Consider the following 25,548-nt stretch of genomic DNA (forward strand, 5'->3'; position numbering starts at 1 on the left):
CTAGTTCTCTCTGGGGGGCGCATCGATCATGCGCCCGGGCCGCGGCTCGGTCACAACCGTCCCGCGATACGAACGGCGTCAGACGAAGGCGTCGGGGTGGGCCTCGGGGGCGAGCAGCCCGCGGTCCACCAGGTCGGCCCACAGGGCGGCGGGGACGACGGCGGCGTGCCGGTCCACGGCCTGGCGCACCTGGTCGGCGGTGCGGAGCCCGACGACGGTGCTCCCCACGGCGGGGTGCGCCCGCACGTAGGCCAGCGCCGCCTGCGGCAGCGTCACGCCGTGGTCGGCGCACGCCCGCGCCACGGCGCGGGTGCGGTCGAGCAGGGCCGCGGGGGCCGGCGCGTAGTCGTAGGTCGCGTCGTCGGGCACGGTCTCGCGGGCCAGCAGCCCGGAGTTGTAGGCGCCGGCCACCACCACCGCGACGCCCCGGTCGAGGGCCGCGGGGAGCAGGTCGGCGAGCGCCGGCTGCTCCAGGAGAGTGAACCGGCCGGCGCACATCACCACGTCGACGTCGGTCTCGCGCACGAACCGGGCGAGCATGGCCGACTGGTTCATCCCCGCCCCGACGGCGCCGACCACGCCCTGGTCGCGCAGCTCGAGCAGCGCGGGGACCGCCTCGGCGAACGCCTGCTCCTCGTGGTCGTCCGGGTCGTGCAGGTACACGACGTCCACGCGGTCCAGGCCGGTGCGCTCCAGGCTCGCCTCCAGCGAGCGCCGCACGCCGTCGCGGGAGAAGTCCCACTCGCGGCGGGTGGCGGCGGGCACGTCGAAGAGGTCGTCGTCCCGGCGGTCGGCCGTCTCGGGGGAGGGCACCAGCAGGCGCCCCACCTTGGTCGAGACGACGTACTCGTCGCGGGGACGCCCGGCCAGGCTCGCCCCGAGCCGCCGCTCCGACAGCCCGAGCCCGTAGTGCGGCGCGGTGTCGAAGTACCGCACCCCGGCGTCCCACGCGGCCCCGACCGCCGCGGCGGTCTCCTCGTCGGTGGTGGCCTGGTACAGGTTGCCGGCCTGCGCCGCCCCGTACCCGAGGCTGGTCAGCCGCACCCCGGTGGAGCGGACCTCCCGCGCGGGCAGCACGCCCGTCGTCGCGCCGCTCACGCTTGCTCCGGCGCGCGCACGCGCAGGTCGTGCATGCCGCCGTCGACGGCGAGCGCCGTGCCCGTGGTCGACGTCGCGAGCGGGCTGGCGAGGTAGCAGACGGCGTGCGCCACGGCCTCGGGGCTGACGAGCCGGCCGGTGGGCTGGCGCGCCTCCAGCGCGGCGCGCTCCGCGGCCGGGTCGGGCGCCGCGTCGAGCAGGCGACCCACCCACGGCGTGTCGACGGTGCCGGGGTTCACGCAGGTCACACGGATGCCCTCGCGCACGTGGTCGGCCGCCATCGCGAGGGTCAGGGCCTGCACGGCGCCCTTGCTCGCGGAGTACAGCGCGCGCTGCGGCAGGCCGGACCAGGACGCGATCGACGCCATGTTGACCACGGCCGCGTGCTCCGAGGCCCGCAGGTGCGGCAGCGCGGCGCGGGTCACGCGCACGATGCCGAGCACGTTGACGTCGAGCACCCGCAGCCACTCGGCGTCGTCGTTGTCCGCCACCGTGCCCTGGGCGCCGATCCCGGCGTTGTTCACGACGACGTCGATGCCGCCGAGCGTCGCGGCCGCGGCCTCGACGGCGGCGCGCACGCCGGCGTCGTCGGTGACGTCCGCGACCTCCGCGCCCGCGCCCTCGGGCACGCCGTCGCGGGTGCGGTCGATCGCGACCACGCGCGCGCCGCGCGCCAGGAGCGCACGCACCACGGCGGCGCCGATGCCCGACGCTCCCCCGGTCACGACGGCGCGGATGCCGGCGAACTCCGGCGGGTTCTCGAGGGGGGCACTGCTCACGGGTACTCCTTCGTCGTGGTGGCGGGCTCGACGTCGACCCCGGAGGTGTCGAGACCGTAGGTACTGACGGCGGTGCGGCCGCGCACGGCCGCCCGCTCGTCGTCGGACAGGGACGCCAGCAGCTCGTCGGCGGCGGCGAACCAGCGGCCGTAGCCGGACGCGAGCAGGCAGACGGGCCAGTCGCTGCCGAGCAGCAGTCGGCCGGGGCCGAAGACGTCGAGCGCGTGGTCGGCGGCGGGCCGCAGGTCGGCGGTGGTCCACGCGTCCCAGCGGGCCTCGGTGACCAGCCCGGACAGCTTCGCGACGACGTTCGGCCGGGCGGCGAGCGCGGCCAGGTCGCGGCGCCACGCGTCGAGGGCGGCAGGGTCCCCGGGACGGCCGGCGGCGGGCAGCGCCGCGAGCGGCGGCTTGGCGAGGTGGTCGAGCACGAACCGCACGCCCGGCAGGGCGGCGGCGAGCCGCGCGCACGACGGGAGCTGGTCGGCGCGCACCACGAGGTCGAAGGGCAGCCCCGCGGCGCCGACGGCGGCGATGCCGGCGTGCACGTCGGGGCGGTCCAGGTGGTCGGCGGCCTCGGCCTGCACCATCGTGCGGATGCCGACGAGGCGGTCGCCGCCGGGGCCCTCGCGCAGGGCGGCGAGGCGGTCCTCGAGGTCGGGGGCGAACAGGTCGGCCCAGCCGACGACGCCCGTCACGCGCGCGGCGCGCCCCTCCGGCGACGCCGCGACGGCCAGCAGGTCGTCGGTGTCGGCCCAGGTGCTCGCGCTCTGCACGACGACGGTGGCGTCCACCCCGTGCGCGGCGGCGGGCAGGTCGGCGGGCGTGAAGTCGGCGTCGATCGCGGCCATCGTCGTAGGGTCGATCCAGCCCTGCGGGGTCCGCGCGCGGACCCACAGGTGGTGGTGCGCGTCGACGACGACGTCGGACATCCGGACTCCCTCGGCCTGGGGCAATTCATCCAATCTATAGGCCGCCGAACTGCTTGCGCTACCCCCGCTCCTGGCCGATAGGCTCACAGAGCACGCCAGATACGTCATATCTCTGCCGGCGGGATCGTGACCGCCGCTGCCCGCTCGACGAGGAGTGATCCGTATGGTCCCGGCCGCCCCGCCCCTGCGCCCCGAGCAGGCCTGGTTCACGGAGGCCCGCTTCGGCCTCTTCGTGCACTTCGGCCTCTACTCCGCCGCCGCGCGGCACGAGTGGGTGATGAGCAACGAGCGCATGACCGTCGAGCAGTACGGACGCTACGCCGAGGTGTTCGACCCGGACCTGTTCGACGCGCGCGCCCTCGTCCGCGCGGCCAAGGACGCCGGGATGCGGTACGTCGTGCTGACCACCAAGCACCACGACGGCTTCGCGCTGTGGGACTCCGCCGTCAGCGACTACAGCATCGCCCGCACGCGCGGGCGCGACCTCGTGGCCGAGCTCGCCGAGGCCGTCCGGGAGGAGGGCCTGCACCTGGGGATGTACCACTCGGTGATCGACTGGCACCACCCCGACTTCACGGTGGACCACGTGCACCCGCGGCGCGACGACCCCGACGCGCACGCGCTCAACGAGGGCCGCGACATGGCGCGCTACCGCGAGTACCTGCACGTCCAGGTGCGCGAGCTGCTCACGGGCTACGGCCCGGTCGACTACGTCTTCTTCGACTTCACGTTCGCCGAGGACAAGGACGGCTGGCGCGGCAAGTACCCGGAGGACTGGGACGCCGAGGCGCTGCTCGCCATGGTCCGCGAGCTGCAGCCGCAGGCCGTCGTGAACGACCGCCTGGGCATCCCCGGCGACCTCGTCACCCCCGAGCAGTACCAGCCGGACGCGCCGATGCGCGACGACGCCGGGGACCTCGTCGTGTGGGAGGCGTGCCAGACGCTCAACGGCAGCTGGGGCTACGACCGCGACAACACGCGGTTCAAGGACCCCGACCTGCTGGTGCGGATGCTCGTCGACACGGTCTCCAAGGGCGGCAACCTGCTGCTCAACGTCGGGCCCGACGGCCGGGGCGCGATCCCGGCGCGCGACGCCGACTCCCTCGCCGCCCTCGGCCGGTGGATGCGGCTGCACGAGCGGTCGATCCGGGGCGCCGGCCCGGCCGACGCCGACCTCGCCGCCGACGCCGTGCCCGGCCTGCCGCCGGGCGCCGTGCTCACCCAGCGCGGCGACCGCCTGTACCTGCACCTGTTCGCGTGGCCGTTCGGGCACGTGCACCTGCGCGGCCTCGCCGACCGGGTGACGTACGCCCAGCTGCTGAACGACGGGTCCGAGCTGCGCACGTCCCGCACCGACCCCGACCAGAAGGCGTGGAACACCCACCCCGGCGGGCAGCCCGCCGGCACGCTCACGCTGCACCTGCCCACCGTGCGGCCCGACGTCGCGGTCCCGGTGGTCGAGCTGTTCCTCGACCCGGCCTGACCGGGCCCGCGCGCCTGACCTGCGCCCCGAGCCCGCGCCTTGAATCGCCCTCGGGCGCGGGCTACGGTCGGCCGCGCGGGCGTCGGTGCCCGGGAACCTTCCGGGGATGCCGGGGGACAAGGAGGTGGACGCGGATGTCCGGGACGCTCGCCACGCACGTGACGCCGAGCTTCGAGGCCTTCCGTGCAGCGGTGGCCGGTGTCTTCCTGCCGCTGCGCCTGTCCAGCAGCTCCCCCGACGCCTTCCGCGGCGTGCTCCGCGCGGTGACCGTCGACGACGTGCACGTGAACGACATGCAGGGCGGCCAGCACGTCGTGGAGCGCACCGCGCAGCTGGCCGCGCACGACGAGCACCCGTCGTACAAGGTGAGCCTCATGCTGGCCGGCTCCGGGCTGCTGGTGCAGGACGGCCGCGAGGCGCTGCTGCGGCCCGGCGACCTCGCCGTCTACGACACCCGCCGGCCGTACACGCTGGAGTTCGGGCGCGACTTCCGCTCGCTGGTGATGATGTTCCCGCAGAGCCGCCTCGACCTGCCGCCCGCGCTGGTCGAGCAGCTCACGGCGGTGCGGCTGCCCGGCGACACCGGCGTGGGGGCGATCACGACGCCGTTCCTCGCGCGCCTCTCCGACCACATCGAGCAGCTGGCGCAGGCCCCCGGGCCGCGGCTCGTGCACAGCGCGCTCGACCTGGTCACCACCCTGTTCCAGACGGAGCTCGGCCACGCGGCGCGCGTCGACCCGCACGAGGAGCTGCTGGGGCGCATCCGCGCGTACGTCGAGGAGCGGCTGGGCTCGCCCGACCTCACGCCGGCGTCGATCGCGGCCGCGCACTTCATCTCCGTGCGGCACCTGCACGCGCTGTTCCAGGGCACGGGGGCCACGGTGTCGACGTGGATCCGCCGCCGCCGGCTGGAGCGCTGCCGCCGGGACCTGCTCACGCCGCGCCTCGCCGACGTGCCGGTCTCCGCGATCGCGGCGCGCTGGGGCTTCGTCGACGCCGCCCACTTCAGCCGGGCGTTCAAGGCGGAGTACGGCCTGCCGCCGCGCGAGTACCGCGCGACGGCAGGCTGACGGCTCAGCGGTCCTCAGGGTCCTCGGCGGGCGCTTCGGCGCCGCCGCGCCCGATCCCGGCGTAGACGCCGGGCCGGGTGCGCCGCACGCGCATCCCCCACAGGACGCCCACGACCCCCGGGACGACGATCAGCGCCGGCAGCACGAACGTCGTCGCGTCCGCGTGCTCCTGCCCGAGCAGCACGGTGAAGTTGGCGAGGATCGTCACCAGCACGGCCGCGAGCGCCACGGCGGCCACGACCGGCGCCACCATCCGCGAGCCGAGCCCGACGCCGTGCGCGTCGCGCCGGAAGTACCCGACGACGGCCACGGACACGACGGCCATGAGCAGCACGAGCCCGAGCGCGCCGGTGTTGGTGAGCCACGTGAACAGCGTGATCACCGGGTACGGCCCCCGGGCCGGGTCCCACCCGGGCTCGGCGAGCGCGAACGCCCCCACGACCACCACCGCGAGCACGGTCTGCGTCACCGACCCGACCCACGGGGCGCCGTGCCGGGCGCGGACGCCGGCGAGCCGCGCGGGCAGCACGCCCTCCCGGCCGAGGGAGAACAGGTAGCGGGCGACGGCGTTGTGGAAGCTGACGAGCGCCGCGAACAGGCTGGTGATGAACAGGACGGACATGAGGTCCACCCACAGGGTGCCCAGGTGCTGGGCGACGAAACCGAAGAACAGCGGCGGGCCGGCCTCCTCGGCCGTGATGCCCGCCGGGTCGCTGATCTTGTCGGGGCCGACGGCGAGCGCGAGCGCCCACGACGAGATCGCGTAGAAGACGCCGATGACGCCGACGGCGAGGAACGTGGCCCGCGGGATGGTGCGGCGCGGGTCCTTCGACTCCTCGCCGTAGATGGCGGCGGACTCGAAGCCCATGAACGCGGCGATGCCGAACGCGAGCACCGCGCCGACACCGGGGACGAAGAGGCTGGACGGCTCGATCGGCGTGGTCGTGAAGCCCTCGGCCGGCTGCGCGAACGCCACGACGTCAAACACGATGACGACGAGGAACTCCAGGGCGACGAGCACCCCGAGCACGGTCGCGGACAGGTCGACGCGGTGCACGCCCATGACCCCGACGACGACGATGCCGACGAGCACGCCGACCCACCACGGCACGGCGGCGCCGGTCTTCTCCTGCAGCAGCGACGACACCTGGAAACCGAACATGCCCCAGATGCCGATCTGCATCATGTTGTAGGCGACCAGCGCCACGAGGGAGGCGCCCACCCCGGCCGGGCGGCCGATGCCCTGCGCGACGTACGCGTAGAAGGCGCCCGCGTTGGTGATGTGCCGGCTCATGGCCGCGTACCCGACGGCGAAGACGCCGAGCGCGAGGGCCAGCACCAGGAACCCCACGGGGACGCCGACCACGTGCGTCACCGCGAACGTCGACGTCACGCCCCCGGCGACGACGGTGAGCGGCGCGGACGCGGCGACGATGATGAACGCGACGGCGATCACGCCGAGCTTGCGTCGGCCCCGCAGCGCGGCGGCGGAGTCGGGGGCGGCGGGTGCGGCCGGGGCGTCGGGCGCCGGCCTCTTCGCGAGGTGCCCAGTGGTCATCGTTCCTCCTTCGGACGGACGGCGGCGGCCGTCGCAGCGGACGGGCCCGATTCTGGGCCGCCCCGCGGGGCACGATCTGGCCCCAGGGCGCACGCCGGTTGACCACGACGGCACAGCCCGCCGGCGGGCGGTGCGCGGCCGCGCACGCTGCCCGCTCGGTCAAGCGTCGAGCGCGCAGGGTCATGGCCGGCGGGCGGTCGCCTGCCGACACTGGGCGGACCGACCGCGAGACCGAGGACCCCGATGACGCACCTCCCCGACACCACGCACACCCACGGCGCCCGCGTGAGCACGCCCGTGGACGTCACCCACCCGCTGGACCCGCTGACCGCGGACGAGATCGCGACCGCCCGGGAGGTGCTCGCGTCGGCCGGCCTGCTCGGCGAGACCGTGCGGGTGCCGCAGCTGCTGCCGGTGGAGCCGTCCAAGGACGAGGTGGCCGCGTGGCGCCCGGGCGCCCCTCTGGACCGGCGCGTGGTCGCGACGCTCCTGGACCGTGCCACGGGCGCGGCGGCCGAGGCCGTCGTCTCGGTGACGCGCCGGGAGGTCGACCGGCACGCGCCGCTCGAGAACGACACGCCGCCGTACGGGCAGCCGCAGTACCTGTTCGAGGAGTACGACGCGGCCGCCGAGATCGCCAAGGCCTCCCCGGAGTGGCGGGCGGCGATGCACCGCCGCGGGCTGGACGAGTACGTCGAGGACGCGTTCTGCGGTCCGCTCGCTCCCGGGTTCTTCGGCCGCGAGGACGAGGTGGGCCGCCGCGTCATCCGGTCGCTGACGTTCCTGCGCACCCGCCCCGACGACAGCCCGTGGGCGCACCCCGTCGAGGGGCTGATCGTGCACATCGACCTCACCGCGGGCGAGGTGATCCGCGTCGAGGACGACGGCGACGTGCCCGTCCCGATGGCGTCCGGCGACTACTCGCTCGCCGCGCAGGGCCCGGCCCGCACGTCGCTCAAGCCGATCGAGATCACCCAGCCGGAGGGCCCGAGCTTCGCCGTCGACGGCAGCGAGGTGACCTGGGAGAACTGGCGGTTCCGCGTGGGCTTCAACGCCCGCGAGGGCCTGGTGCTCAACACCGTCACGTTCCGCGACGGCGACGAGGAGCGCCCGGTCATGCACCGCGGCAGCGTGCCGGAGATGGTGGTGCCGTACGGCGACACGACCAGCACCCGGTTCTGGATCAGCTACTTCGACGCCGGCGAGTACCTGCTGGGCAAGAACGCGAACTCGCTCGCGCTGGGCTGCGACTGCCTCGGCGTCATCCACTACTTCGACGGGTTCGTCGCGGACGACCACGGCCACCCGGTGAAGATCCCGCAGGTCGTGTGCATGCACGAGGAGGACTACGGGATCCTCTGGAAGCACACCGACCTCGCGGGCAGGGCGGAGGTGCGCCGCAGCCGCCGCCTGGTGATCAGCTACTTCGCCACGATCGGCAACTACGACTACGGCTTCTTCTGGTACCTGTACCTCGACGGCACGATCCAGGTGGAGGCCAAGGCGACCGGCATCGTCTTCGCCGGCGCCGGCATCCCCGGCAGCGACAACCCGCACGCCCCGGAGATCGCACCCGGCGTGTTCACGCCCGTGCACCAGCACCTGTTCTGCGCGCGCCTCGACATGGCGGTCGACGGGGAGGACAACACGCTGCACGAGGTCGACGTCGTCGGCATCCCCACCGGCGAGGACAACCCGTACGGCAACGCGTTCACGTGGCGCAGCACACCGCTGACGCGCGAGTCGGAGGCGCAGCGCCTCGCCGCGCCGGCGTCGGGCCGCGTGTGGGAGGTCGCGAGCGCCCACCGCCGCAACCACGTGGGCAGGCCGACCGCCTACCACCTGGTGCCGCAGGGCGGGCCGCTGCTCATGGCGCAGCCCGAGTCGACCGTGCACGGTCGCGCGACGTTCGCGACCAAGCACCTGTGGGCCACCGCGTTCGACGACGCCGAGCGGTTCCCCGCCGGCGACTACCCCAACGCGCACGCCGGCGGCGCCGGGCTGCCCGCCTGGACGGCCGCCGACCGCGACCTCGACGGCACCGACCTGGTGCTGTGGCACGTCTTCGGCCCCACGCACGTCCCGCGGCCCGAGGACTGGCCGATCATGCCGGTCGACTACTCCGGCTTCACCCTCAAGCCCTACGGCTTCCTGGACCGCAACCCGGCGATGGACCTGCCCGACGGCGCGGCCTCGCACTGCGCGCCCGGCACGTCCTCCGACGGCACCGGCGGCGGCTGCTGCGGCGGCGGCGGCTGCACCTGCTCCCACTGACCGCGGCCGAACCACCCGACCCGGCCCGACGCTGGACGCCCTCGCCCGCACGGGGATACGTTCGGCCCGTGCATCCCGGGGGCCGCCCGGGCCCGCCCGCCCCGCGACGACGGAGGACACAGGGACGGCGGGTACCACGGCCGCCGGCGCACCCCGAGACAGGGAAGGGGGTGAGCAGCATGTCCGGACCCCTCATGACCCCGGGCGCCGAGACGACGGCGGTGGTGACTACCGTCGCGCCGTTCGGTGTCCTCGTGACCGCGGACGGCGTGCCCGGTCTCGTCCGCGGCGGAGACGCCACGGTGGGCGACACCGTGCGCGTGCGCGTCGTCGAGTTTGACGACGTGGAGCAGCGCTTCAGCGCCGTTCCCGCCTGACGGCACACGGCTGGCCCGTCCCGCGCCGCGCGCGGGACGGGCCAGCCCCCTGTCATCCCCTGCCGGCCCGCGCGGCGACCTCCGCGGCGACGTCCCGGTGGTTGAGGTAGACCACCGCCTGCCACCGCCCGCCGTCGCGGCGCAACAGGTACGTCGACTCGAGCCGCATCGGCTCGGCCGACTCGTCGGCGAAGAGCACGTCCCACGTGGTGCGGGCGAGCACGTGCCGGTCGTCGAGGCGGGTGACGTCGAGGCCGCTCAGCCGCGTTCCCGTCGCGCCGATCGACCCGAACATCGCGTGCCGGGCGGGCAGCGCGGCGCGCAGCTGCTCGCGGCCCACGACCGCCACGGTCGACGGGTCGAGGCTGAGGAACTGCTCGGCGAACCCGTCGGCCCCGGAGCCGCCCTCGTCGTCCGACATCGCCTCGAAGAACGCGGCGAAGCCGTCGGCGTCGGGCCGCTCGTACGACTGCAGGAGGAACACGTCGCGGGGGCGGGTCTCGGCCTCCGGGACCTCGTCGCTAGGGTCGCCGATCCCTGGCGGCACGGCCGCCCGGAACGCGGCCTCCGACTCCCAGAACGAGATGCCGAGGATGCGGTCGGTGTGCGCGTCCTCCCACGGCCCCGCGCCGAGGTACCCCGGGGCGGCGGCCATGACCGTGCCCATCTCGAGCATCCCGTCGAGCAGCTCCTGGCGCCGCTCCGGCCGCGGGTGGTGGATGGCGACGAACGCGAAGGTCACGACGTCCTCCCCTCGACGTCGGCCCGGCTCGCCTCCTCGCCCGCGACCGCGGCGAACCGCCGCAGGTCGAGAGCCCAGCCGTCGTCGGCGCCGACGGCGTCGCGCATGCCGCCCCAGCCCTCGCCGTGCCGGTCGAGGTGCCGGTGCTCGAGGACGACGCGCGTGGTCGCGTCGCCCGTCGCGGTGAACGAGACGTGCACCTCGCTGCACCGGGCGGGGTCGGTCTCGACCTCCCAGCGTGGCGAGACGTCCCAGCTGAAGGCGAACCGGGTGGGGCGGTCGAACGCGAGCACGCGGGCGAACGTGCACCGTTCCCCGGTGGCGGCGACCTCGGTGATCGTGCCGCCGACGCGCGGCTCGACGATCATGTCGACGACGGCGTCGAGCAGGTGGTGGTCAGGGTCCCACCAGCGCGGCATCTGCAGGGTGAACACGTCGAAGACGTGCTCGACCGGGGCCGCGACGTCCACCGCGTGGGAGACGGCGGTGGGTGCGGTGGGCTCAGGGGTGTGGACGCTCATGGAAGGTCTCCTCGGCGACGGACGCGAAGGTGTCGAGCGAGCGACGCCAGAAGAGGTCGAGGTAGTCGCGCAGCATCGCCACCCCATCGGGGTCGGCGCGGTACACCCGCCGGGTCCCCACGGCCTCGTCGACCACCAGCCCGGCGTCCTTGAGCACCCGCAGGTGCTGGGAGACCGCCGGACGGCTCACCGGGAGGTCGTCGGCGAGCACGCTCACCGACGAGGGGCGGGCCGCGACCCGCTCGAAGATCTCGCGTCGTGTCGGATCCGCCAGGGCGGCGAACCCGGATCGGTCAGCCATCACCAACGGTAAGTTACCGCTTACGGATGGCCTCCACAACCCTCCCGACGGGCGAAGCGGCGGGGCTATACTCGCCGTCGTCGAGGCGGACTGGTGCCGCCCGCGCTCGAAAAAGGGGCGCACGGCAGCCCGGTCACCGGCAGTCACCACTGCACAGTCAGCACCTCGGACCCGGCGTCGGGACCGCACGGGACACATACGGACGCACACCACTCATCCGTCACTGTTCCCTGGAGGCCCCGTGCCCACCGTGTCCGCCCACGTCGCCCGCACCCTCGCCCAGCACGTCGACCACGTCTTCGGCGTCATGGGCAACGGCAACGCCTGGTTCCTCGACGACGTCGAGCGCCACACCTCCGCCCGCTTCACCGCCGTCCGGCACGAGGCCGGCGGCGTCGTCGCCGCCGACGCCTACTTCCGCGCGTCAGGCCGCATCGCCGCCGCCACCGCCACCTACGGCGCCGGCTTCACCAACACGCTCACCGCGCTCGCGGAGGCCGCGCAGGCGCGGGTGCCCCTCGTGCTCCTCACCGGCGACGAGCCCACATCCGGCCCGCGCCCGTGGGACGTCGACCAGATCGCCATGGCCGCCGCCGTCGGCGCCCGCACCTATACCGTCGGCCGCGCGGACGCCGCCGCGACCACCGTCATCGCGATCGAGCACTCCCTGACCTACCGCGTGCCGGTCGTGCTCGCGATCCCCTACGACGTCGCCGCCCGCGAGGCCGGCCCCGTGCCCGAGGCCCCCGAGCCCGCGCTCCCCGGCCCGCTCGCGCCCGTCGGTCCGTTCGACGCCGCCGCGATCACCGACCTCGCGCGCGCCCTCGCCGGGGCCGAGCGGCCGCTGCTCCTCGCCGGACGGGGCGCGTGGCTGGCCGGCGCGGGCGAGGCGCTGGGCGAGCTCGCCGAGGCCACCGGCGCCCTCACCGCGTCGACGGCCCTCGGCCGCGGCGTCTTCCCCGACGCCCGCTACGACCTCGGCGTCGCCGGCGGCTTCGGCGCCGACGGCGCGATGGCGCTCGTGCGCGAGGCGGACGTCGCCGTCGTCGTGGGCGCGTCGCTCAACCAGTTCACGATGCGGTTCGGGGACCTCTTCTCCCCCGGCACGCGCGTGGTCCAGGTCGACACCGCCGAGGCGGCCACCCACCGTCACGTGGGCTCGTTCATCCGCGGCGACGCCGCCCTCGTGACCCGCGCGCTGCTCGACGAGCTGCGCACCCTCGGGGCCACACCGTCCGGCTGGCGCGACTCCGTCGGCGTCGCGGCGGCCCGCGCCTACGACACCGGCCCCGCCGACGGGATCGCCTCCGACGGCCGGCTCGACCCGCGCGGCGTCGCGAGCCGCATCGGCGCCCTGCTGCCCGCCGACCGCGTCGTCGTCTCCGACGGCGGCCACTTCATCGGCTGGGCCAACATGTACTGGCCGGTGGCCTCCCCCGACCGGATGATGATGGTCGGCACCGCCTACCAGTCCATCGGCCTCGGCTTCCCCAGCGTGCCCGGCGCCGCCGCCGCCCTGCCCGACGCCACCGTCGTCCTCACCACCGGCGACGGCGGCGGCCTCATGGCCCTCGCCGACCTCGAGACCGCCGTGCGCACCGCCGGCGGCCGGGGCGTCGCCGTCGTCTGGAACGACGCCGTGTACGGCGCCGAGGTGCACGTCTACGGGCGGCAGGGCCTCGCCGAGGAGCCCATGCGCATCCCCGAGACCGACTTCGCCGCGCTCGCCGCCGCCGTCGGCGCCGAGGGCGTGGTCGTGCGCACCCTCGACGACCTCGACCGCCTCGGGACCTGGGCGCGCGAGCCCGTCGACCAGCGCCGCTTCCTCATGCTCGACTGCCACGTCTCGCCCACCGTCGTCGCGCCGTGGCAGGAGGAGGTCCTGCGGGTGAGCCGCACGCGTTGAGAGGGCCCCTCGCGTTCGACGTCGAGGTGCGCCCGGAAGCCTGGGGCGCCTACCGCAGCTCGGCGGACAGCAACGCGGCGGCGGCGGGGATCGGCTCGTGGGACGACCGGTCGCTCGGCCAGAGCGTCGCCTCGTCGCCCGGCCAGCGCGGCACGACGTGGACGTGCAGGTGGTCGACCGACTGCCCCGAGAACGGCCCGCTCGCGTTGAGCAGCACCACGCCGGTCGCCCCGAGCGCCCTGGTCATGGCCACCGAGACGCGCTGCACGAGCGCCATCGTCGCGGCCATGACCTGGGGGCTCGCGTCCAGCACCCCGACGCAGTGATCACGGGGGACGACGAGCGTGTGGCCCGGCGCGAGCTCCCCGCCCGGCCGCGGCAGGAAGGCGACCGCGTCCGGCTCGCGCGCGACCCAGGACCCCTCCCCTGACGCGATCAGCCCGCAGAACACGCACGTCGTCGGGTCGCCCACTCCACAGCCTTCCGCTCGGTCCGTCCTGGCCCGGAGGCCGTGGGCATCCTGCCATGCGACCGCCCCGTCCGGGGGCGCCGCCGGGCAGGCCGACGATGACCTGCTCGTCGTCGAACACCTGTTCGAGAACGTGTCGGTGGCGGGTGGTTGAGTGCTCGTATGGCCACCCCGCCCAGCACCGCCGCTTCGCGGCTTGATGCTGCGCTGGACCGGGCGGCGGACGAGCAGGCGGCGGTGAACGCGGCGGCGGGACGGCGCACGGTCGCGCTGGCCGAGGTCCTCGCCACGACGCACGAGTCGGCGATGCTGGACCTGGGCGTGGAGCGGGTGTCGTCGGCTTCTCCGGAGCGTCGCGGCTCGGTCGCGCACCGTGCGCTGGTCGCGGAGGTCGCGTGCGCGCTCGGGGTCAGCGAGCACGTCGCGGCCGGCTGGCTCGCCGACGCCGAGGTCCTGGCCTCGAAGGCGACCGCGACGCTGGAGGCGTTGTGCGCGGGAACGATCAGCTACCAGCACGCGGCCAAGCTCGCGGACGCGGTCGCAGGCCTGCCCCCGAGCGTCGCCGTGCGGGTCGAGCGCGCGGTCCTGGACCGGGCACCCGGGATGACGGCGGCACGGTTCGGGGCGCTCGTCCGCGCCGCGCGGGACCGGCTGCACCCGGTGCCCGCCGAGGTCCGCCACCAGGCCGCCGCCCTGAAGGCGGACGTATGGGTCGACGACGGCACCGACGGGATGTCCTGGCTCACCGCGCACCTGCCGACCCCCGTCGCGCGTGCCGTCTACGACCGCCTGCACCGCACCGCCACCCGCGCCAAGACGGACGGTGACCCGCGCAGGGTCGGGCAGCTGCGCGCCGCGGCCCTGGCCGCCCTCCTCCTCGACGACCACCAGGTGACGGATTCGCACGCCACGCACGCCGCAGGACCGCCAGGCGCGGCAACCAACCCGAACACCCCGCCAGGGACGGCACCACCAGATCTACCGGACCTGCCCGATCCGCTCGCCACGCTGGCGCGCACCGTCCGGCCCGTGGTGCACGTGACCGTCCCGATCACCACCCTCACCGGCACCAGCGAGAGTCCGGGCCTGCTGGACGGCACCATCCCCATCGACGCGGAGACCGCACGCCACCTCACCGCCCGCGCCCCCACCCTGCGACGCCTGCTCACCGACCCCGTCACCGGCGCGATGCTCACCGTCGACCGACGCTCCTACGTCGTGCCCGCCGACCTACGCGCCTTCCTCACCCAACGCGACCTCACCTGCCGGTTCCCCGGCTGCCGCATCCCCACACGACGCTGCGACCTCGACCACACCACCGCCTGGGAGCACGGCGGCACCACCGACGCCACCAACCTCGCCGCACTGTGCCGCCGTCACCACACGTTGAAGCACGAGTCCCGATGGACCGTCGAACACCTCCACGACCGGCCGGGCGGCCGGCCCGGCACCGGCGTCCTGGCCTGGACCTCACCCCGCGGCCGCACCTACCTCACCGAGCCCGGATCCGCGGACCACACCCTCGACCACCTCGACGCCTGGGCCACCGAGACACAGCACCTCGCCCTCCAGACCGCGGCCGAGGCGTCGGCAACCGAGACCGAGACACCGGCGCCCGAACGGGCGGGGTATTCCCCTCCAGCCGAGCGCGTGAGCCCCGGACGAGCAGGTCCCGAACCCGGCGACCCGCCGTTCTGACGACGCCGCCAGGACGGCCGCTCAGCCGACGCCGGGCGGGCCGTCCAGCACCGTCGGGGCGTACTCGAGCAGCTGCAACCGGCCGTCGAGGGTGCGGCTGTCGAGGAGCTCCAGGCGAACGTCGGGCCAGCCGTCGTAGAGGCGGTCGCCGCCGCTGGCGCCGTTGACCACGGGGAACACCACCACACGGATCCGGTCGACAAGTCCCGCGGTCAGCAGCGAGCGGGCCAGCCCCCGGCTGCCGATGGTCCGGAGCGGCACGTCGCCCTCCTTCATCGCGCGCACGGCCGCGACGGCGTCGCCCGCGACGAGCGTGGTGTTGGCCCATTCCAGCGGCTCGGTGAGGGTCCGGGAGAACACGACCTTCGGCCGCGCCGTGACCTCGGCCATCTCCTCCTCGCCGGTCTCCGCGAACCGCGCGAACAGCCGGTAGGTCGTGGCGCCCAGCAGCGTCGTCCACTCCTGCCGGCCGTCCTCCTCGAGGAACGCGAAGTAGTCCGGCCCGCCCATGCCCCACAGGCCGGGCCACCCCTCGGCGGAGCCGAACCCGTCGAGCGAGGTGATGTAGTCGATCATCAGGTCTGCCATCGCGGGGCCTCCTCGGCCGCTGGCCACTCCTGGTCGCCCCCAGTATCGCCACCGCCGGACGCCGTCGCCCGCGGGCCTCAGCGCGGCAGCACCTCGCGGAGCGCGGCCATGAACTCCTCGTAGTGGCCGTACCAGACCGAGTGCGCCGCCCCGGGCACGTCGCGCACGACCACCCCGCCCGCCGCGAGGCGTGCCGCGTCGTCGTCGGGGACGAAGGCGCTCGGCGCGGGACGGATCACGGCCGCGCCGGCGGGCAGCGGCCAGTCCCCGTCCGGCGACGACACGACGGCCGCGGCGGTGACCGGGTCGAACGCCTCCGCGGCCGCGGCCTCGACCCGCGCGTCCTGCTCGCCGTAGTGCGGGCGCGTGCGCCGGAGATCGTCGTACGTGCGGGCCCGGCGGTCGCGCTCGTAGTCCGCGCGGAGCTCCACCGGGTCGCCGCCGCCGCGGAACCGCGGCAGGGCGTCGACCAGCACCGTCCTGGCCGGCCGGAGCTCCGCGCGCGCGGCGGCGAGCACCACTCCTCCGTACGAGTGGCCGACGGCGATCTCGGGCCCGGCAGTCGACCGCTCCCGGAAGGTCGCGACGACGGCCCGCGCCGCCCGCGGCACGGTGAGCTGAGGGTCCCGCGGGGAGCTGCCGTGCCCGGGCAGGTCCGGTGCCAGGACCCGCCACCCCGACTCCGCGAGCGCCGGCCCGACGCGCCACCAGGAGTCCCCCGACCCCATGAACCCGTGCAGCAGCAGGGCCGTGCGGTCGCCGCCGCCCCACTCACGCACGTGCAGCCGCGGCAGGTCGCCGTTCATCGGCCGCGCACGGGCCGGGTCGCGGTCCCGTCCTTGCGCCGGTACGTCATTGCGGCAGCACCTCGTCGTCGCGGTGCGTGCCGTAGAACTCCGACTGGCGCCGCATCGTCTCGCGCATCGGCGTGTCCCGCGTCGCCCCGTAGACGGTGCCCGGGAAGTCGAGCTCGCGCTGCACGGCCCAGATCTCGTCGTGGCTGCCGGGCGGCAGGATCCGGGCCGGGTCGCCCACGGCGACCCACCCGATCGGCACGACCGCGCCGGGCGGGAGGACGGTGTTGACGTGCACGACGCCGTGGATGCGTACCTCGGCCCCGGCGCCGATCCGGCTGCCCGGGAACAGCGCGGCACCGGTCGCGACGAACGCCTCGTCCTCGACCGTGCTGCCGTTGACGTGGGCGTGCGGGCCCACCAGCACGGCGTCGCCCAGGCGCGCGTCGTGGCCGCTGCGGCCGCGCACGAGCGCCTGCTCCATCACCACGGTGTCGCGGCCGACGACGACGGTGCCGTCCTCGGCGGAGAGGACGGCACCGTGCAGGATCCGCGCCCCGGCCGCCACGTGCACGTCGCCGACCAGCACCGCCGTCGGTGCGACGTACGCCGACGGGTCGACGGTGGGCGTGTCTCCTCGATGACGGACCAGCATGGCCGGGACCGTACCAGCCGCGCCCTCCGGCCTCGTCCCGGCTCAGCGGCCGACGAACACCCCGGCGAAGAACGCGGCGAGCTCGTCGGTGGCGTCGAGCGGCAGGATGTGCGCGACGTACTGGTCGGGGCGCACGACGACGACCACGCCGTCGCGGGACAGCTCGCGCTCGGCGAAGATGTCGTCCGGGTTCCAGGCGGACGGGGCGGCCGCGTACACCTTCTCCCAGTCGGTGAGGCCGAGCGGGCCGGTCTGCGGGCGGAACACGTCGGGCACGACGGCGACGTCCACGTCCTCGTACGCCTGCTGGTAGACGACCTTGACGTCGAAGACGGCGTCGACGTCCGCCCCCTCCGGCGTGTACCGCGACACGGGCGACTCGGGCGACGCGAGCCACGCGGCGAACGCGTCCACGGCCGAGCCCTCGCCCGGCGCGGCGGCGTCGGCGAACGCGTAGATCCGCCACCGCCCGTCGGCCTTGGCGTGGTGACCGAGGTGGACGGCGTTGCCGTCGCACACCCGCGTCACCTGGGCGGACTTGAACCGCTTGCCGAGCGGGAACCCGCCGGCGAGCTCCTGGCGCGCGCCGGTGCCGACGATCGACGACGGCGCGTACTGGGTCATGAAGCCGGACGGGAACTCCGACGTCGCGAGGTAGTAGTCGGCGAGCTCCTGCGGGTCGGAGATCTCCTCGGGCTTGCGGGCCATGAGGCTGGACCACTCGCGGTCGAAGTCGATGAGCTGCTGCGCCACGGGCTGCCGCTCGGCGGAGTAGGTGGCCAGGAGCGACTCGGGGCTCAGCCCGGTGAGCACGGACCCGAGCTTCCAGCCGAGGTTGAACCCGTCCTGCATGGACACGTTCATCCCCTGGCCGGCCTTGGCGCTGTGGGTGTGGCAGGCGTCGCCGGTGAGGAAGACGCGCGGGGTGCGGTGCTCCTCGCCGTCGGGCACGTCGTCGAACTTGTCGGTCACGCGGTGGCCGACCTCGTAGACGCTGTGCCAGGCGACCTCCTTCACGTCGAGCGTGTAGGGGCTGAGGATCTCGTTGGCGCGGCGGATGATCTCCTCGATGGGCGTCCTGCGCACCTGGTGGTGATCGTCCGCGGCGACCTCGCCGAGGTCCACGTACAGGCGGCAGAGGTACCCGCCCTCGCGGGGGATGTGCAGGATGTTCCCGGCCTCGGAGTTGATCGCGCACTTGGTGCGCCAGTCGGGGAAGTCGGTGTTGACGAGCACGTCCATGACGCCCCAGGCGTGCGCGGCGAACTCGCCCACGTGCTTGCGGCCGATCGACTCGCGCACGGCGCTGCGGGCGCCGTCGCACCCGGCGACGTACTTGGCGCGCACGGTGCGCTCCTCGCCGGTCCGCTCGCCCGCGCAGTACCGCACGCGCACCTCCACGGGGTACTCGTCGCCGTCGTGCACGGTGAGGCCGAGAAACTCGACGCCGTAGTCGGGCACGATGCGGCCCGGCCCGAGCGCGGCGGCCTCGGCGAAGTAGTCGAGCACGCGCGCCTGGTTGACGATGAGGTGCGGGAACTCGCTGATCTTGAGGCCGTAGTCCTCGGTGCGCGTGGTGCGCACGATCTGCTTCGGGTTCTCGGGGTCCGGGCCCCAGAAGTTCATCCAGCCGATGTTGTAGGCCTCGGCGATGATGCGCTCCGCGAAGCCGAACGCGTCGAAGGTCTCGACGCTGCGCGGCTGGATGCCGTCCGCCTGGCCGAGCACCAGGCGGCCCTCGCGCTTCTCGATGATGCGGGTGGTGACGCCCGGGTACTGCGACATCTGAGCGGCGAGGAGCATGCCCGCCGGCCCCGACCCGACGACGAGCACGTCGACCTCGTCGGGCAGCTCGGCGGGCCGGTCCACACCGGTGCCGGCGGGCGGCTGGACCCGCGGGTCGCCGGAGACGTAACCGTGGTGGTGGAACTGCACGAGCTCTCCTCATCGTCGTCGATGCGCCACCCGACGTCCGCGTCGGGCACCTACGCTAGTGTTCGATATTCGAACACGTCGTTCTACTATTGAATGAAGCGTAACCCACCGGAAGGACTCCCATGCCGGACGCCGGCCCTCCCCCGTCGCAGACCCTCAGCCGCGGCATCCGCATCCTGGAGGTCCTCGCCGACGCCCGCGGGCCCCTGACCATCGACGACGTCGCCGGGCTGCTCGGCGTGCACCGCTCGATCGCCTACCGGCTGCTGCGCACGCTCGAGCACCACGGGCTCGTCGTCCGCGACGCGCACGGCGGCGTCGCGCTCGGCCCGCGCATGGCCGCGCTCGCCGCGGGCGTCGCCCACGACCTGCAGGCCGAGGCGCTGCCCGAGCTCACCGCCGTCGCGAACGAGCTGGGGATGACGTGCTTCCTCGCCGTCCTCGACCACGACGAGTGCGTGACGCTCGTCAGCGTCGAGCCGCGGCACGCCGTCGCGCCCGTGGCCCAGCACCCGGGCGCCCGCCACCCCGTCACGGTGGGGGCGCCGGGCAAGGCGATCCTCACGCAGCTGCCGCCCGCGCAGTGGCCCGACGGCGCCCCCGAGCCCCTGCGTGCCACGGTCGCGGAGGCCGCGGAGCGCGGGTTCGCGACGAGCCGCGACGAGGTCATCCCCAGCCTGGAGTCGGTGGCGGTGCCCCTGGCGCTGCGGGGGCGCGGGCCCGCCGCCATCGCCGTCGTGCACGTCGCGAGCCCGCTCGACGCCCAGCGCATCGCGGACCGGCTCACGGCCTCCGCGAGCGCCGTCCGCGACGCGCTGGGCGGCTGAGGGCTACGCCGCCCGCTCGTCCGCCCCGAGCGCGCCGACGTCCTCCAGCAGGAACCGGGCGCCCTGCTCGCCGATGAGGACCGACGGTGCGTTCGTGTTGCCCGTGGTGACGCGCGGCATGACGGACGCGTCCACCACCCGCAGGTGCTCGATCCCATGCACCCGCAGGCGCGGGTCGACGACGGCGTCCTCGTCCACGCCCATCCGGCAGGTGCCGACCTGGTGGTGGTAGGTGACGACGGTGCGCCGCACGTAGTCCTCCAGCTCGTCGTCCGACACGTCCGGGCCCGGGTAGACCTCCTCGGCGCCCCAGCCCTCGGCGAGCGCCGGGCGCGCGCCGATCGACCGCATCTGCCGCACCGACGCGACCAGCGCGCGCACGTCCTCGGGGTCCGCGAGCGCCTGCAGGTCGATGCGCACCGGGTCGTCGAGCCCGGGGCCGGACAGCGTCAGCGCACCGCGGCTGCGGGGCGAGACGATCCCCGCCAGGAGCGAGAAGCCGTCGTCGCCCACCGGCTCCAGCTCCTCGCCGTACATGGGGACGGAGAAGTGGATCGGCTGGGTGTCGGGCACCTCGAGGTCGGGGCGGCTGCGCCAGAACAGGTGCGTCTGGGTCACGGACACCCCGGACCGCGGCGGGCCCACCGGGCGCTCGGTCGTGCGGAAGACGACGGGCGCCAGCAGGTGGTCGTGCAGGTTGCGCCCCACGCCGGGGGCGTCGCGGACGACGTCGATCCCCAGCGCGGCCAGCTCGTCCGCGGGCCCGATGCCGGACCGCAGCAGGATCGCCGGCGAGTCCAGCGCGCCCGCGGCGAGCACGACCTCGTCGGCGCGCAGCTCGCGGTCCTCGCCGGCGGCGCGGTAGCGCACGCCGACGGCCCGCCCGTCCTCGACGATCACCGAGTGCACGTGGCACCCGGTCTCGATCGTGAGCCGGTCGCGCACCGGCTGCAGGTAGGCGGTCCACGTGTTGACGCGGCGGCCGTCGCGGAGCGTGACCTGCTGCTGGGAGACGCCGTCCAGGTGGTCGCCGTTGTAGTCGGGGTTGTGCTCCAGCCCCTCCTCGACGGCGGCGGCGACGATCGACTCCTGGATCGGGTCGAGCGGGTACCCGTCCTCGACGCACAGCGGGCCGTCGGTGCCGCGCAACGGCGACGGCGCGCCCGAGTACGCCTCGATGTCGCGGTACACCGGCAGCACGTCCTGCCACGACCAGCCCTCGTTGCCGAGCTCGGCCCAGTGGTCGAAGTCGGCCGCGGCGCCGCGCACCCAGATCATCGCGTTGAGGGCGTGCGAGCCGCCCAGCACCTTGCCGCGCGGCAGGTGCAGGCGGCGGCCGGCCGCGTGCTCCTGCGGCACGGTGCGGTAGTCCCAGTCGTCGGCGCTGTGCCAGAGCTCGCCCTGCCGCGCCGGGTCGTGGATGGCCGGGTTGGTGTCCTCTCCCCCGGCTTCCAGGAGGGTGACCTGCACCCCGGCGTCCACCAGCCTGCGGGCCACGACGGAACCCGCCGAGCCGCCGCCCACCACGATCGCTGTCGTCATGTCGTTCCCTCTCAACCGTTGATGACCTGCGGCACGGCCACGGACTTCAGCCCCTCGACGCCGAACTCCAGGCCGTAGCCGGAGGACTTCACGCCGCCGAACGGGACCATCGGGTGCAGGCCGCCGTGGCCGTTGATCCAGACCGTGCCGGCCTGCAGGCGGGCGGCGACGGCGCGCGCCTCGTCGCGGTCGGCCGACCACACGGACGCGCCGAGGCCGACATCGAGCCCGTTCGCCGACGCGACGGCGTCGTCCACGTCCGTGTACCGGATCACGGGCAGCGCCGGGCCGAACTGCTCCTCGTCGACCAGCGGCACGCCGTCGGCGACGTCGGCCACGATCGTGGCGCGGTAGAACAGCGGGCCGAGCTCGGGCGCGGCCTCGCCGCCCGTGACGACGCGCGCGCCGCGAGCCTTCGCGTCCTCGACCAGGCGGGAGACGACGTCGAGCTGCTGCGCGTTCTGCAGCGGGCCCAGCACGTTCTCCTCGTCGAGCCCGACGCCCATGGGCGTCCCGGCGGCGATCGCCGCGAGCTCGGCGACGACGTCCTCGTAGAGCGAGTCGTGCACGTAAAGCCGCTTGAGGGCCGCGCACGTCTGTCCGGTGTTGATGAACGCGCCCCAGAACAGGTCCTGGGCGATGGCCTTCGGGTCCGCGCCCGGCAGCACGATGCCGGCGTCGTTGCCGCCCAGCTCGAGCGTGAGCCGGGCGAGGTTGCCCGCCGACGCCTCGACGATGCGGCGGCCGGTGGCGGTGGAGCCCGTGAACATCACCTTGTCGACGTCGGGGTGCGCGGCCAGGCGGGCGCCCACCTCGCGGTCGCCGGAGACGGCGGTCAGCACGCCGTCGGGCAGGACGTCGTTGAGCACCGCGACCATCGCCAGGACGCTCAGCGGGGTGTGCTCGCTCGGCTTCGTGACCACGGTGTTGCCCATCCGCAGCGACGGCGCGATCTGCCAGATGCCGATCATCATCGGCCAGTTCCACGGGCCGATGGCGCCGACGACGCCCACCGGGCGGTACACGAGCTCGGCGTGCGTCGTCTCGTCGTCGACGAGCACCTCCGGCTCCAGCGCCGTGGTCGCGGCGGTGCGCAGCCAGGCGGAGACGGCGCCCACCTCGAAGCGGGCGTTCGGCCCGTTGAGCGGCTTGCCCTGCTCGCGCGACAGCAGGCGCGCGAGCGGCTCCGCGTGCGCGTCGATCGCGTCGGCGGCCTCCAGCAGCAGCGCGCTGCGGCGCTCGTGCCCGAGGGCGGCCCAGCCCGGCTGCGCCGCGCGCGCGGTCGCGAGCGCGGCCTCCAGGTCGGCGACGGTGTGCTCGGGGGCGCGGCCGATCACCTCCCGCGTGGCGGCGTCGAGGATCTCGCGACCCTCCCCTTCCGGCGGCTGGACGCGGGCGAGCAGGGTGCGCTCGTCGAGCGCCTGGGTGGGTCCGGACATCAGCGTCTCCTCGGTGCGTGTGGTGCGTGGTGCGGCGGTGCGCGGCGGCGCCGCACGCGCGGCACCGGTCCCGTCATTCTCGGGACGCACGGGCCCTCGAGGCTTGTCGCGCAGCGCACCGTCGATGTCGCAGGAGGCACGGTCGCCTGGCAGAACCGACCGTCCGCAGGCATGGTGGCCCAGGGCGACGGCGCTCGCCGGAACCCGAGGTCCACGCCGAGGAGCGAGGTGTCCCCATGAGCTCACGACCGCCCGTCCCCGCCCGTGCCCGCGTGCCCCGCCGGCACCTCGTGGCGGCCGGCGTCTGCGCCGTCCTGCTCGCGCCGCTCGGCGCCGTACCGGCCGTCGCCGACTCCGCCGCGCAGCCGGTCGAGGGCTCCCTGGCCCTGCGGATCGGCCGCCAGAAGAGCTCGTCCGCGACCCTCGAGGCGTACCTGAGCTGGGCGCGCGCGTACGGGTTCCGGGTCTCGGAGCACCCGTCGTACGGCGGCGTGACCCGCGGGGCGCACGCGACGAGCTCGTGGCACTACGACGGCCTCGCCGCGGACCTCAACTACGGTCCGGCCGGGGCCCCCGCGTCGGAGCGCACGCGGGCGCGCACGGCGATCAAGGTGGCGGACTCGATGGGCCTGGGCGTGATCTACGCGCGCGACGGGACGGCGGGGTCGGCCGCGAGCCACCGCAACCACGTGCACGTCGACGTCGGCACGACGTCCAACTACGGCCGCGGCACCGTGCTCGCGCCCACCGGCTCTCGCACCGCCCAGCGGCTCCAGCGGGTGGCCCACTTCCCGTGGGCGCAGAGCGACAACCTGTGGGGCACGAACACCGACCAGCGGCTGCAGGCGATCCGCGCCGCCTCCCGCATGCACGGCACGAAGTTCCCCTACGGCGTGAGGACGGCGCAGCGCGCGGTGGGCGTCACCGCCGACGGCGTCTGGGGCCCGAAGTCCCGGGCCGCGCACGACAAGACCGTCGCCGCGCTGCAGCGGGTGCTGTCCGTGTCCGCGACCGGCACGTGGGGCCCGGCCACCGAGAGCTCGTACCTCGGAGTACGCAAGAAGCTGCTCCGGTGACCGGGGCGCGCCGGTGCTGGTGCGAGCGCCGTCAGGCCTTCGAGACGCCGTAGATCGGGCTCGCGGCCTGCTCCTGCTCGTGCTCCGGGCCGAGCGGGATGCCGGTGCGGTCGCGCAGCAGCAGCGTGGCGGCGAACGCGACCACCATGACGCCGGCCACGTAGAACGCGACGGACGTGGCGGTGCCCGTCCGCTGCACCAGCCAGGTGGCGATGGTCGGCGCGAACGCGCCGCCCAGGATCGCGCCGATCGCGTAGGTGATGGACACGCCGGAGTAGCGGATCGAGGCGGGGAACAGCTCGGCGAAGTACGCGGCCTGCTGCCCGTAGGTGAACCCGTTGCCGACGGCGAACAGCGAGACGCCGAGGAACAGCAGCCACGGGTTGCCGGTGTTCACCAGCGGGAACAGCAGGAACACGGTGGCCAGGAACGCGACCCAGCCGATGATGTACGTGTTGCGGCGGCCGATGCGGTCGGAGACGGCGCCCGCCGCGAACGTGCAGGCCAGCCAGACGACCGACGCGCCCGCGACGGCGAGCAGCACCGGGGTGCGGTCCATCCCGACGAGGCCGCCGTCGGCCAGCGGCGTGGTCGCGTAGTTCTGCAGGTACCCGCCGGTGGTCATGTAGCCGGCCGCGTTGTTGCCGGCGAACGTGAGGGCCGCGAGCAGCACGAGCAGCCAGTGCTTGCGGAACAGCACGAGGATCGGCGTCTTGGCGGCCGCCTTCTTCTCCGCGATCTCGAGGAAGACGGGGCTCTCCTCCACCGACCGCCGCACGATCATCCCCACGACGATCAGCACCACGCTCAGCAGGAACGGGATGCGCCAGCCCCACTGGAGGAACGCGTCGCCCGGGGAGACGACGCCGGTCATGAGCGCCAGCACGCCGGAGGCGAGGAGCAGGCCGATCGGCACGCCGATCTGCGGGAACGCGCCCATGCGGCCACGGCGGCCGTCGGGCGCGTGCTCGACGGCCATGAGGACGGCGCCGCCCCACTCGCCGCCGGTCGACAGGCCCTGGACGATGCGCAGCAGCACGAGGAGCGCGGGCGCGGCGATGCCGATCGTCTCGTAGGTGGGCAGGACGCCGATGAGGGTCGTCGCGCCGCCCATGAGCACGAGCGTGACGACGAGCATCGCCTTGCGCCCGATCTTGTCGCCGAAGTGGCCGGCGAGGAACGCCCCGAGGGGGCGGAACAGGAAGCTGATCCCCACGGTCGCGAACGACAGCAGGGTGGCCGCGCTCTTGCCGGCCGGCTCGAAGAACAGCGTGCCGAACACGAGTCCGGCGGCGCTGGCGTAGAGGAAGAAGTCGTACCACTCGATGGTGGTGCCGATGACGGTCGCGAAGGCGACCCGTCGGAGCTCGCGGCTCTCGGTGCCACGAGGTGCGGTGCCGTGGGGGGCGGCGGCGGTGCCGGTGGTCATGTCCGGAAGACCTCTCTGTCAGTCCGCGGGTGGTGCAGTGCGCAAGATCGTATATCAT

General features: G+C 74.6%; 23 protein-coding genes. 8 read left to right on the forward strand and 15 right to left on the reverse strand.

Features of this window, described 5'->3' with window-relative positions:
• Positions 1-78: 78 nt before the first annotated feature.
• The 3 genes from ACWF41_RS00515 to ACWF41_RS00525 are packed head-to-tail and all read right to left on the reverse strand — an operon-like array spanning position 79 to position 2,806.
• Positions 79-1,098: an aldo/keto reductase gene (locus ACWF41_RS00515; protein WP_380319138.1), complete on the reverse strand. Its 1,020-nt coding sequence runs from the start codon at positions 1,096-1,098 to the stop codon at positions 79-81.
• The gene (locus tag ACWF41_RS00520; RefSeq protein ID WP_380319135.1) at positions 1,095-1,877 is read right to left on the reverse strand and encodes an SDR family NAD(P)-dependent oxidoreductase; all 783 of its coding nucleotides are present in this window, start codon (positions 1,875-1,877) and stop codon (positions 1,095-1,097) included. The genes ACWF41_RS00515 and ACWF41_RS00520 overlap by 4 nt, the downstream gene beginning before the upstream one ends.
• A complete protein-coding gene (locus ACWF41_RS00525; protein ID WP_380319132.1) occupies positions 1,874-2,806 on the reverse strand; it encodes an amidohydrolase family protein in 933 nt (310 codons plus the stop codon). Before ACWF41_RS00525 ends, ACWF41_RS00520 begins: the two co-directional genes overlap by 4 nt.
• A 163-nt stretch (positions 2,807-2,969) precedes the next feature.
• Here ACWF41_RS00525 and ACWF41_RS00530 point away from each other — a divergent pair, with 163 nt between their 5' ends.
• Positions 2,970-4,289: an alpha-L-fucosidase gene (locus tag ACWF41_RS00530; protein ID WP_380319129.1), complete on the forward strand. Its 1,320-nt coding sequence runs from the start codon at positions 2,970-2,972 to the stop codon at positions 4,287-4,289.
• Positions 4,290-4,423: 134 nt separating this feature from the next.
• The gene (locus ACWF41_RS00535; protein WP_380319126.1) at positions 4,424-5,359 is read left to right on the forward strand and encodes an AraC-like ligand-binding domain-containing protein; all 936 of its coding nucleotides are present in this window, start codon (positions 4,424-4,426) and stop codon (positions 5,357-5,359) included.
• Positions 5,360-5,363: 4 nt separating this feature from the next.
• Here the strand turns inward: ACWF41_RS00535 and ACWF41_RS00540 are convergent, their stop codons facing one another.
• A complete protein-coding gene (locus ACWF41_RS00540; protein WP_380319123.1) occupies positions 5,364-6,917 on the reverse strand; it encodes an APC family permease in 1,554 nt (517 codons plus the stop codon).
• A 243-nt stretch (positions 6,918-7,160) separates the two neighbouring features.
• Between ACWF41_RS00540 and ACWF41_RS00545 the strand changes: the two genes are divergently transcribed.
• Positions 7,161-9,191, forward strand: coding sequence for a primary-amine oxidase (locus tag ACWF41_RS00545; RefSeq protein WP_380319120.1), 2,031 nt, complete (start codon positions 7,161-7,163; stop codon positions 9,189-9,191).
• Positions 9,192-9,370: 179 nt separating this feature from the next.
• On the forward strand, positions 9,371-9,568 hold the full coding sequence (locus tag ACWF41_RS00550) for a hypothetical protein (RefSeq protein ID WP_380319118.1): 198 nt from the start codon (positions 9,371-9,373) through the stop codon (positions 9,566-9,568).
• A gap of 52 nt (positions 9,569-9,620) precedes the next feature.
• On the opposite strand, the gene ACWF41_RS00555 is transcribed toward ACWF41_RS00550, so the two are convergent.
• The 3 genes from ACWF41_RS00555 to ACWF41_RS00565 are packed head-to-tail and all read right to left on the reverse strand — an operon-like array spanning position 9,621 to position 11,132.
• Positions 9,621-10,310, reverse strand: coding sequence for an antibiotic biosynthesis monooxygenase family protein (locus ACWF41_RS00555; RefSeq protein ID WP_380326611.1), 690 nt, complete (start codon positions 10,308-10,310; stop codon positions 9,621-9,623).
• Positions 10,307-10,831, reverse strand: coding sequence for an SRPBCC family protein (locus ACWF41_RS00560; RefSeq protein ID WP_380326614.1), 525 nt, complete (start codon positions 10,829-10,831; stop codon positions 10,307-10,309). Before ACWF41_RS00560 ends, ACWF41_RS00555 begins: the two co-directional genes overlap by 4 nt.
• Positions 10,812-11,132 carry an ArsR/SmtB family transcription factor gene (locus ACWF41_RS00565; protein WP_380326617.1) on the reverse strand — a complete coding sequence of 107 codons (321 nt, stop codon included), beginning with the start codon at positions 11,130-11,132 and terminating at the stop codon, positions 10,812-10,814. Before ACWF41_RS00565 ends, ACWF41_RS00560 begins: the two co-directional genes overlap by 20 nt.
• Positions 11,133-11,373: 241 nt before the next feature.
• On the opposite strand from ACWF41_RS00565, the gene ACWF41_RS00570 reads away from it, so the two are divergent.
• A complete protein-coding gene (locus ACWF41_RS00570; protein WP_380326620.1) occupies positions 11,374-13,038 on the forward strand; it encodes a thiamine pyrophosphate-binding protein in 1,665 nt (554 codons plus the stop codon).
• A gap of 49 nt (positions 13,039-13,087) precedes the next feature.
• Here ACWF41_RS00570 and ACWF41_RS00575 read toward each other — a convergent pair whose 3' ends face one another.
• Positions 13,088-13,510, reverse strand: a complete 423-nt coding sequence (locus ACWF41_RS00575; protein ID WP_380326623.1) for an HIT family protein — start codon at positions 13,508-13,510, stop codon at positions 13,088-13,090.
• A gap of 159 nt (positions 13,511-13,669) precedes the next feature.
• On the opposite strand from ACWF41_RS00575, the gene ACWF41_RS00580 reads away from it, so the two are divergent.
• Positions 13,670-15,205 (forward strand): HNH endonuclease signature motif containing protein, encoded by a 1,536-nt coding sequence (locus ACWF41_RS00580; RefSeq protein WP_380347042.1) that lies wholly within the window; start codon positions 13,670-13,672, stop codon positions 15,203-15,205.
• A 21-nt stretch (positions 15,206-15,226) separates the two neighbouring features.
• Here ACWF41_RS00580 and ACWF41_RS00585 read toward each other — a convergent pair whose 3' ends face one another.
• The 4 genes from ACWF41_RS00585 to ACWF41_RS00600 all read right to left on the reverse strand — a co-directional run bounded on the left by ACWF41_RS00585 (position 15,227) and on the right by ACWF41_RS00600 (position 19,177).
• Complete coding sequence (locus ACWF41_RS00585; RefSeq protein ID WP_380316887.1) at positions 15,227-15,793, reverse strand: dihydrofolate reductase family protein; 567 nt, start codon at positions 15,791-15,793, stop codon at positions 15,227-15,229.
• A 77-nt stretch (positions 15,794-15,870) separates the two neighbouring features.
• Positions 15,871-16,599 (reverse strand): alpha/beta fold hydrolase, encoded by a 729-nt coding sequence (locus ACWF41_RS00590; RefSeq protein ID WP_380316884.1) that lies wholly within the window; start codon positions 16,597-16,599, stop codon positions 15,871-15,873.
• Positions 16,600-16,645: 46 nt separating this feature from the next.
• A complete protein-coding gene (locus tag ACWF41_RS00595) occupies positions 16,646-17,242 on the reverse strand; it encodes a gamma carbonic anhydrase family protein (protein WP_380316881.1) in 597 nt (198 codons plus the stop codon).
• A 42-nt stretch (positions 17,243-17,284) separates the two neighbouring features.
• Positions 17,285-19,177: an FAD-binding monooxygenase gene (locus ACWF41_RS00600; protein WP_380316878.1), complete on the reverse strand. Its 1,893-nt coding sequence runs from the start codon at positions 19,175-19,177 to the stop codon at positions 17,285-17,287.
• Positions 19,178-19,299: 122 nt separating this feature from the next.
• On the opposite strand from ACWF41_RS00600, the gene ACWF41_RS00605 reads away from it, so the two are divergent.
• Positions 19,300-20,004 (forward strand): IclR family transcriptional regulator, encoded by a 705-nt coding sequence (locus ACWF41_RS00605; protein WP_380316875.1) that lies wholly within the window; start codon positions 19,300-19,302, stop codon positions 20,002-20,004.
• Positions 20,005-20,007: 3 nt separating this feature from the next.
• Here ACWF41_RS00605 and ACWF41_RS00610 read toward each other — a convergent pair whose 3' ends face one another.
• Both ACWF41_RS00610 and ACWF41_RS00615 read right to left on the reverse strand, forming a co-directional pair.
• Entirely contained in the window at positions 20,008-21,546 is a 1,539-nt protein-coding gene (locus tag ACWF41_RS00610; protein ID WP_380316872.1) for a GMC family oxidoreductase, read from the reverse strand.
• Positions 21,547-21,557: 11 nt separating this feature from the next.
• Positions 21,558-22,985 (reverse strand): aldehyde dehydrogenase family protein, encoded by a 1,428-nt coding sequence (locus tag ACWF41_RS00615; protein WP_380316869.1) that lies wholly within the window; start codon positions 22,983-22,985, stop codon positions 21,558-21,560.
• A 236-nt stretch (positions 22,986-23,221) separates the two neighbouring features.
• Between ACWF41_RS00615 and ACWF41_RS00620 the strand changes: the two genes are divergently transcribed.
• Positions 23,222-24,061 (forward strand): hypothetical protein, encoded by an 840-nt coding sequence (locus tag ACWF41_RS00620; RefSeq protein ID WP_380316866.1) that lies wholly within the window; start codon positions 23,222-23,224, stop codon positions 24,059-24,061.
• A 31-nt stretch (positions 24,062-24,092) separates the two neighbouring features.
• Here the strand turns inward: ACWF41_RS00620 and ACWF41_RS00625 are convergent, their stop codons facing one another.
• Positions 24,093-25,490: an MFS transporter gene (locus ACWF41_RS00625; protein WP_380316863.1), complete on the reverse strand. Its 1,398-nt coding sequence runs from the start codon at positions 25,488-25,490 to the stop codon at positions 24,093-24,095.
• Positions 25,491-25,548: the final 58 nt, after the last annotated feature.

It is taken from the genome of Isoptericola sp. NPDC055063 (genome assembly GCF_053608125.1).

Excerpts from the sequence above, each read along its gene's own strand:
- ACWF41_RS00525 (WP_380319132.1), bottom strand. The coding sequence starts at position 2,806 with ATGTCCGACGTCGTCGTCGACGCGCACCACCACCTGTGGGTCCGCGCG.
- ACWF41_RS00530 (WP_380319129.1), top strand. The coding sequence starts at position 2,970 with ATGGTCCCGGCCGCCCCGCCCCTGCGCCCCGAGCAGGCCTGGTTCACG.
- ACWF41_RS00535 (WP_380319126.1), top strand. The coding sequence starts at position 4,424 with ATGTCCGGGACGCTCGCCACGCACGTGACGCCGAGCTTCGAGGCCTTC.
- ACWF41_RS00540 (WP_380319123.1), bottom strand. The coding sequence starts at position 6,917 with ATGACCACTGGGCACCTCGCGAAGAGGCCGGCGCCCGACGCCCCGGCC.
- ACWF41_RS00545 (WP_380319120.1), top strand. The coding sequence starts at position 7,161 with ATGACGCACCTCCCCGACACCACGCACACCCACGGCGCCCGCGTGAGC.
- ACWF41_RS00550 (WP_380319118.1), top strand. The coding sequence starts at position 9,371 with ATGTCCGGACCCCTCATGACCCCGGGCGCCGAGACGACGGCGGTGGTG.
- ACWF41_RS00560 (WP_380326614.1), bottom strand. The coding sequence starts at position 10,831 with ATGAGCGTCCACACCCCTGAGCCCACCGCACCCACCGCCGTCTCCCAC.
- ACWF41_RS00565 (WP_380326617.1), bottom strand. The coding sequence starts at position 11,132 with ATGGCTGACCGATCCGGGTTCGCCGCCCTGGCGGATCCGACACGACGC.
- ACWF41_RS00580 (WP_380347042.1), top strand. The coding sequence starts at position 13,670 with ATGGCCACCCCGCCCAGCACCGCCGCTTCGCGGCTTGATGCTGCGCTG.
- ACWF41_RS00585 (WP_380316887.1), bottom strand. The coding sequence starts at position 15,793 with ATGGCAGACCTGATGATCGACTACATCACCTCGCTCGACGGGTTCGGC.
- ACWF41_RS00590 (WP_380316884.1), bottom strand. The coding sequence starts at position 16,599 with ATGAACGGCGACCTGCCGCGGCTGCACGTGCGTGAGTGGGGCGGCGGC.
- ACWF41_RS00595 (WP_380316881.1), bottom strand. The coding sequence starts at position 17,242 with ATGCTGGTCCGTCATCGAGGAGACACGCCCACCGTCGACCCGTCGGCG.
- ACWF41_RS00605 (WP_380316875.1), top strand. The coding sequence starts at position 19,300 with ATGCCGGACGCCGGCCCTCCCCCGTCGCAGACCCTCAGCCGCGGCATC.
- ACWF41_RS00610 (WP_380316872.1), bottom strand. The coding sequence starts at position 21,546 with ATGACGACAGCGATCGTGGTGGGCGGCGGCTCGGCGGGTTCCGTCGTG.
- ACWF41_RS00615 (WP_380316869.1), bottom strand. The coding sequence starts at position 22,985 with ATGTCCGGACCCACCCAGGCGCTCGACGAGCGCACCCTGCTCGCCCGC.
- ACWF41_RS00620 (WP_380316866.1), top strand. The coding sequence starts at position 23,222 with ATGAGCTCACGACCGCCCGTCCCCGCCCGTGCCCGCGTGCCCCGCCGG.
- ACWF41_RS00625 (WP_380316863.1), bottom strand. The coding sequence starts at position 25,490 with ATGACCACCGGCACCGCCGCCGCCCCCCACGGCACCGCACCTCGTGGC.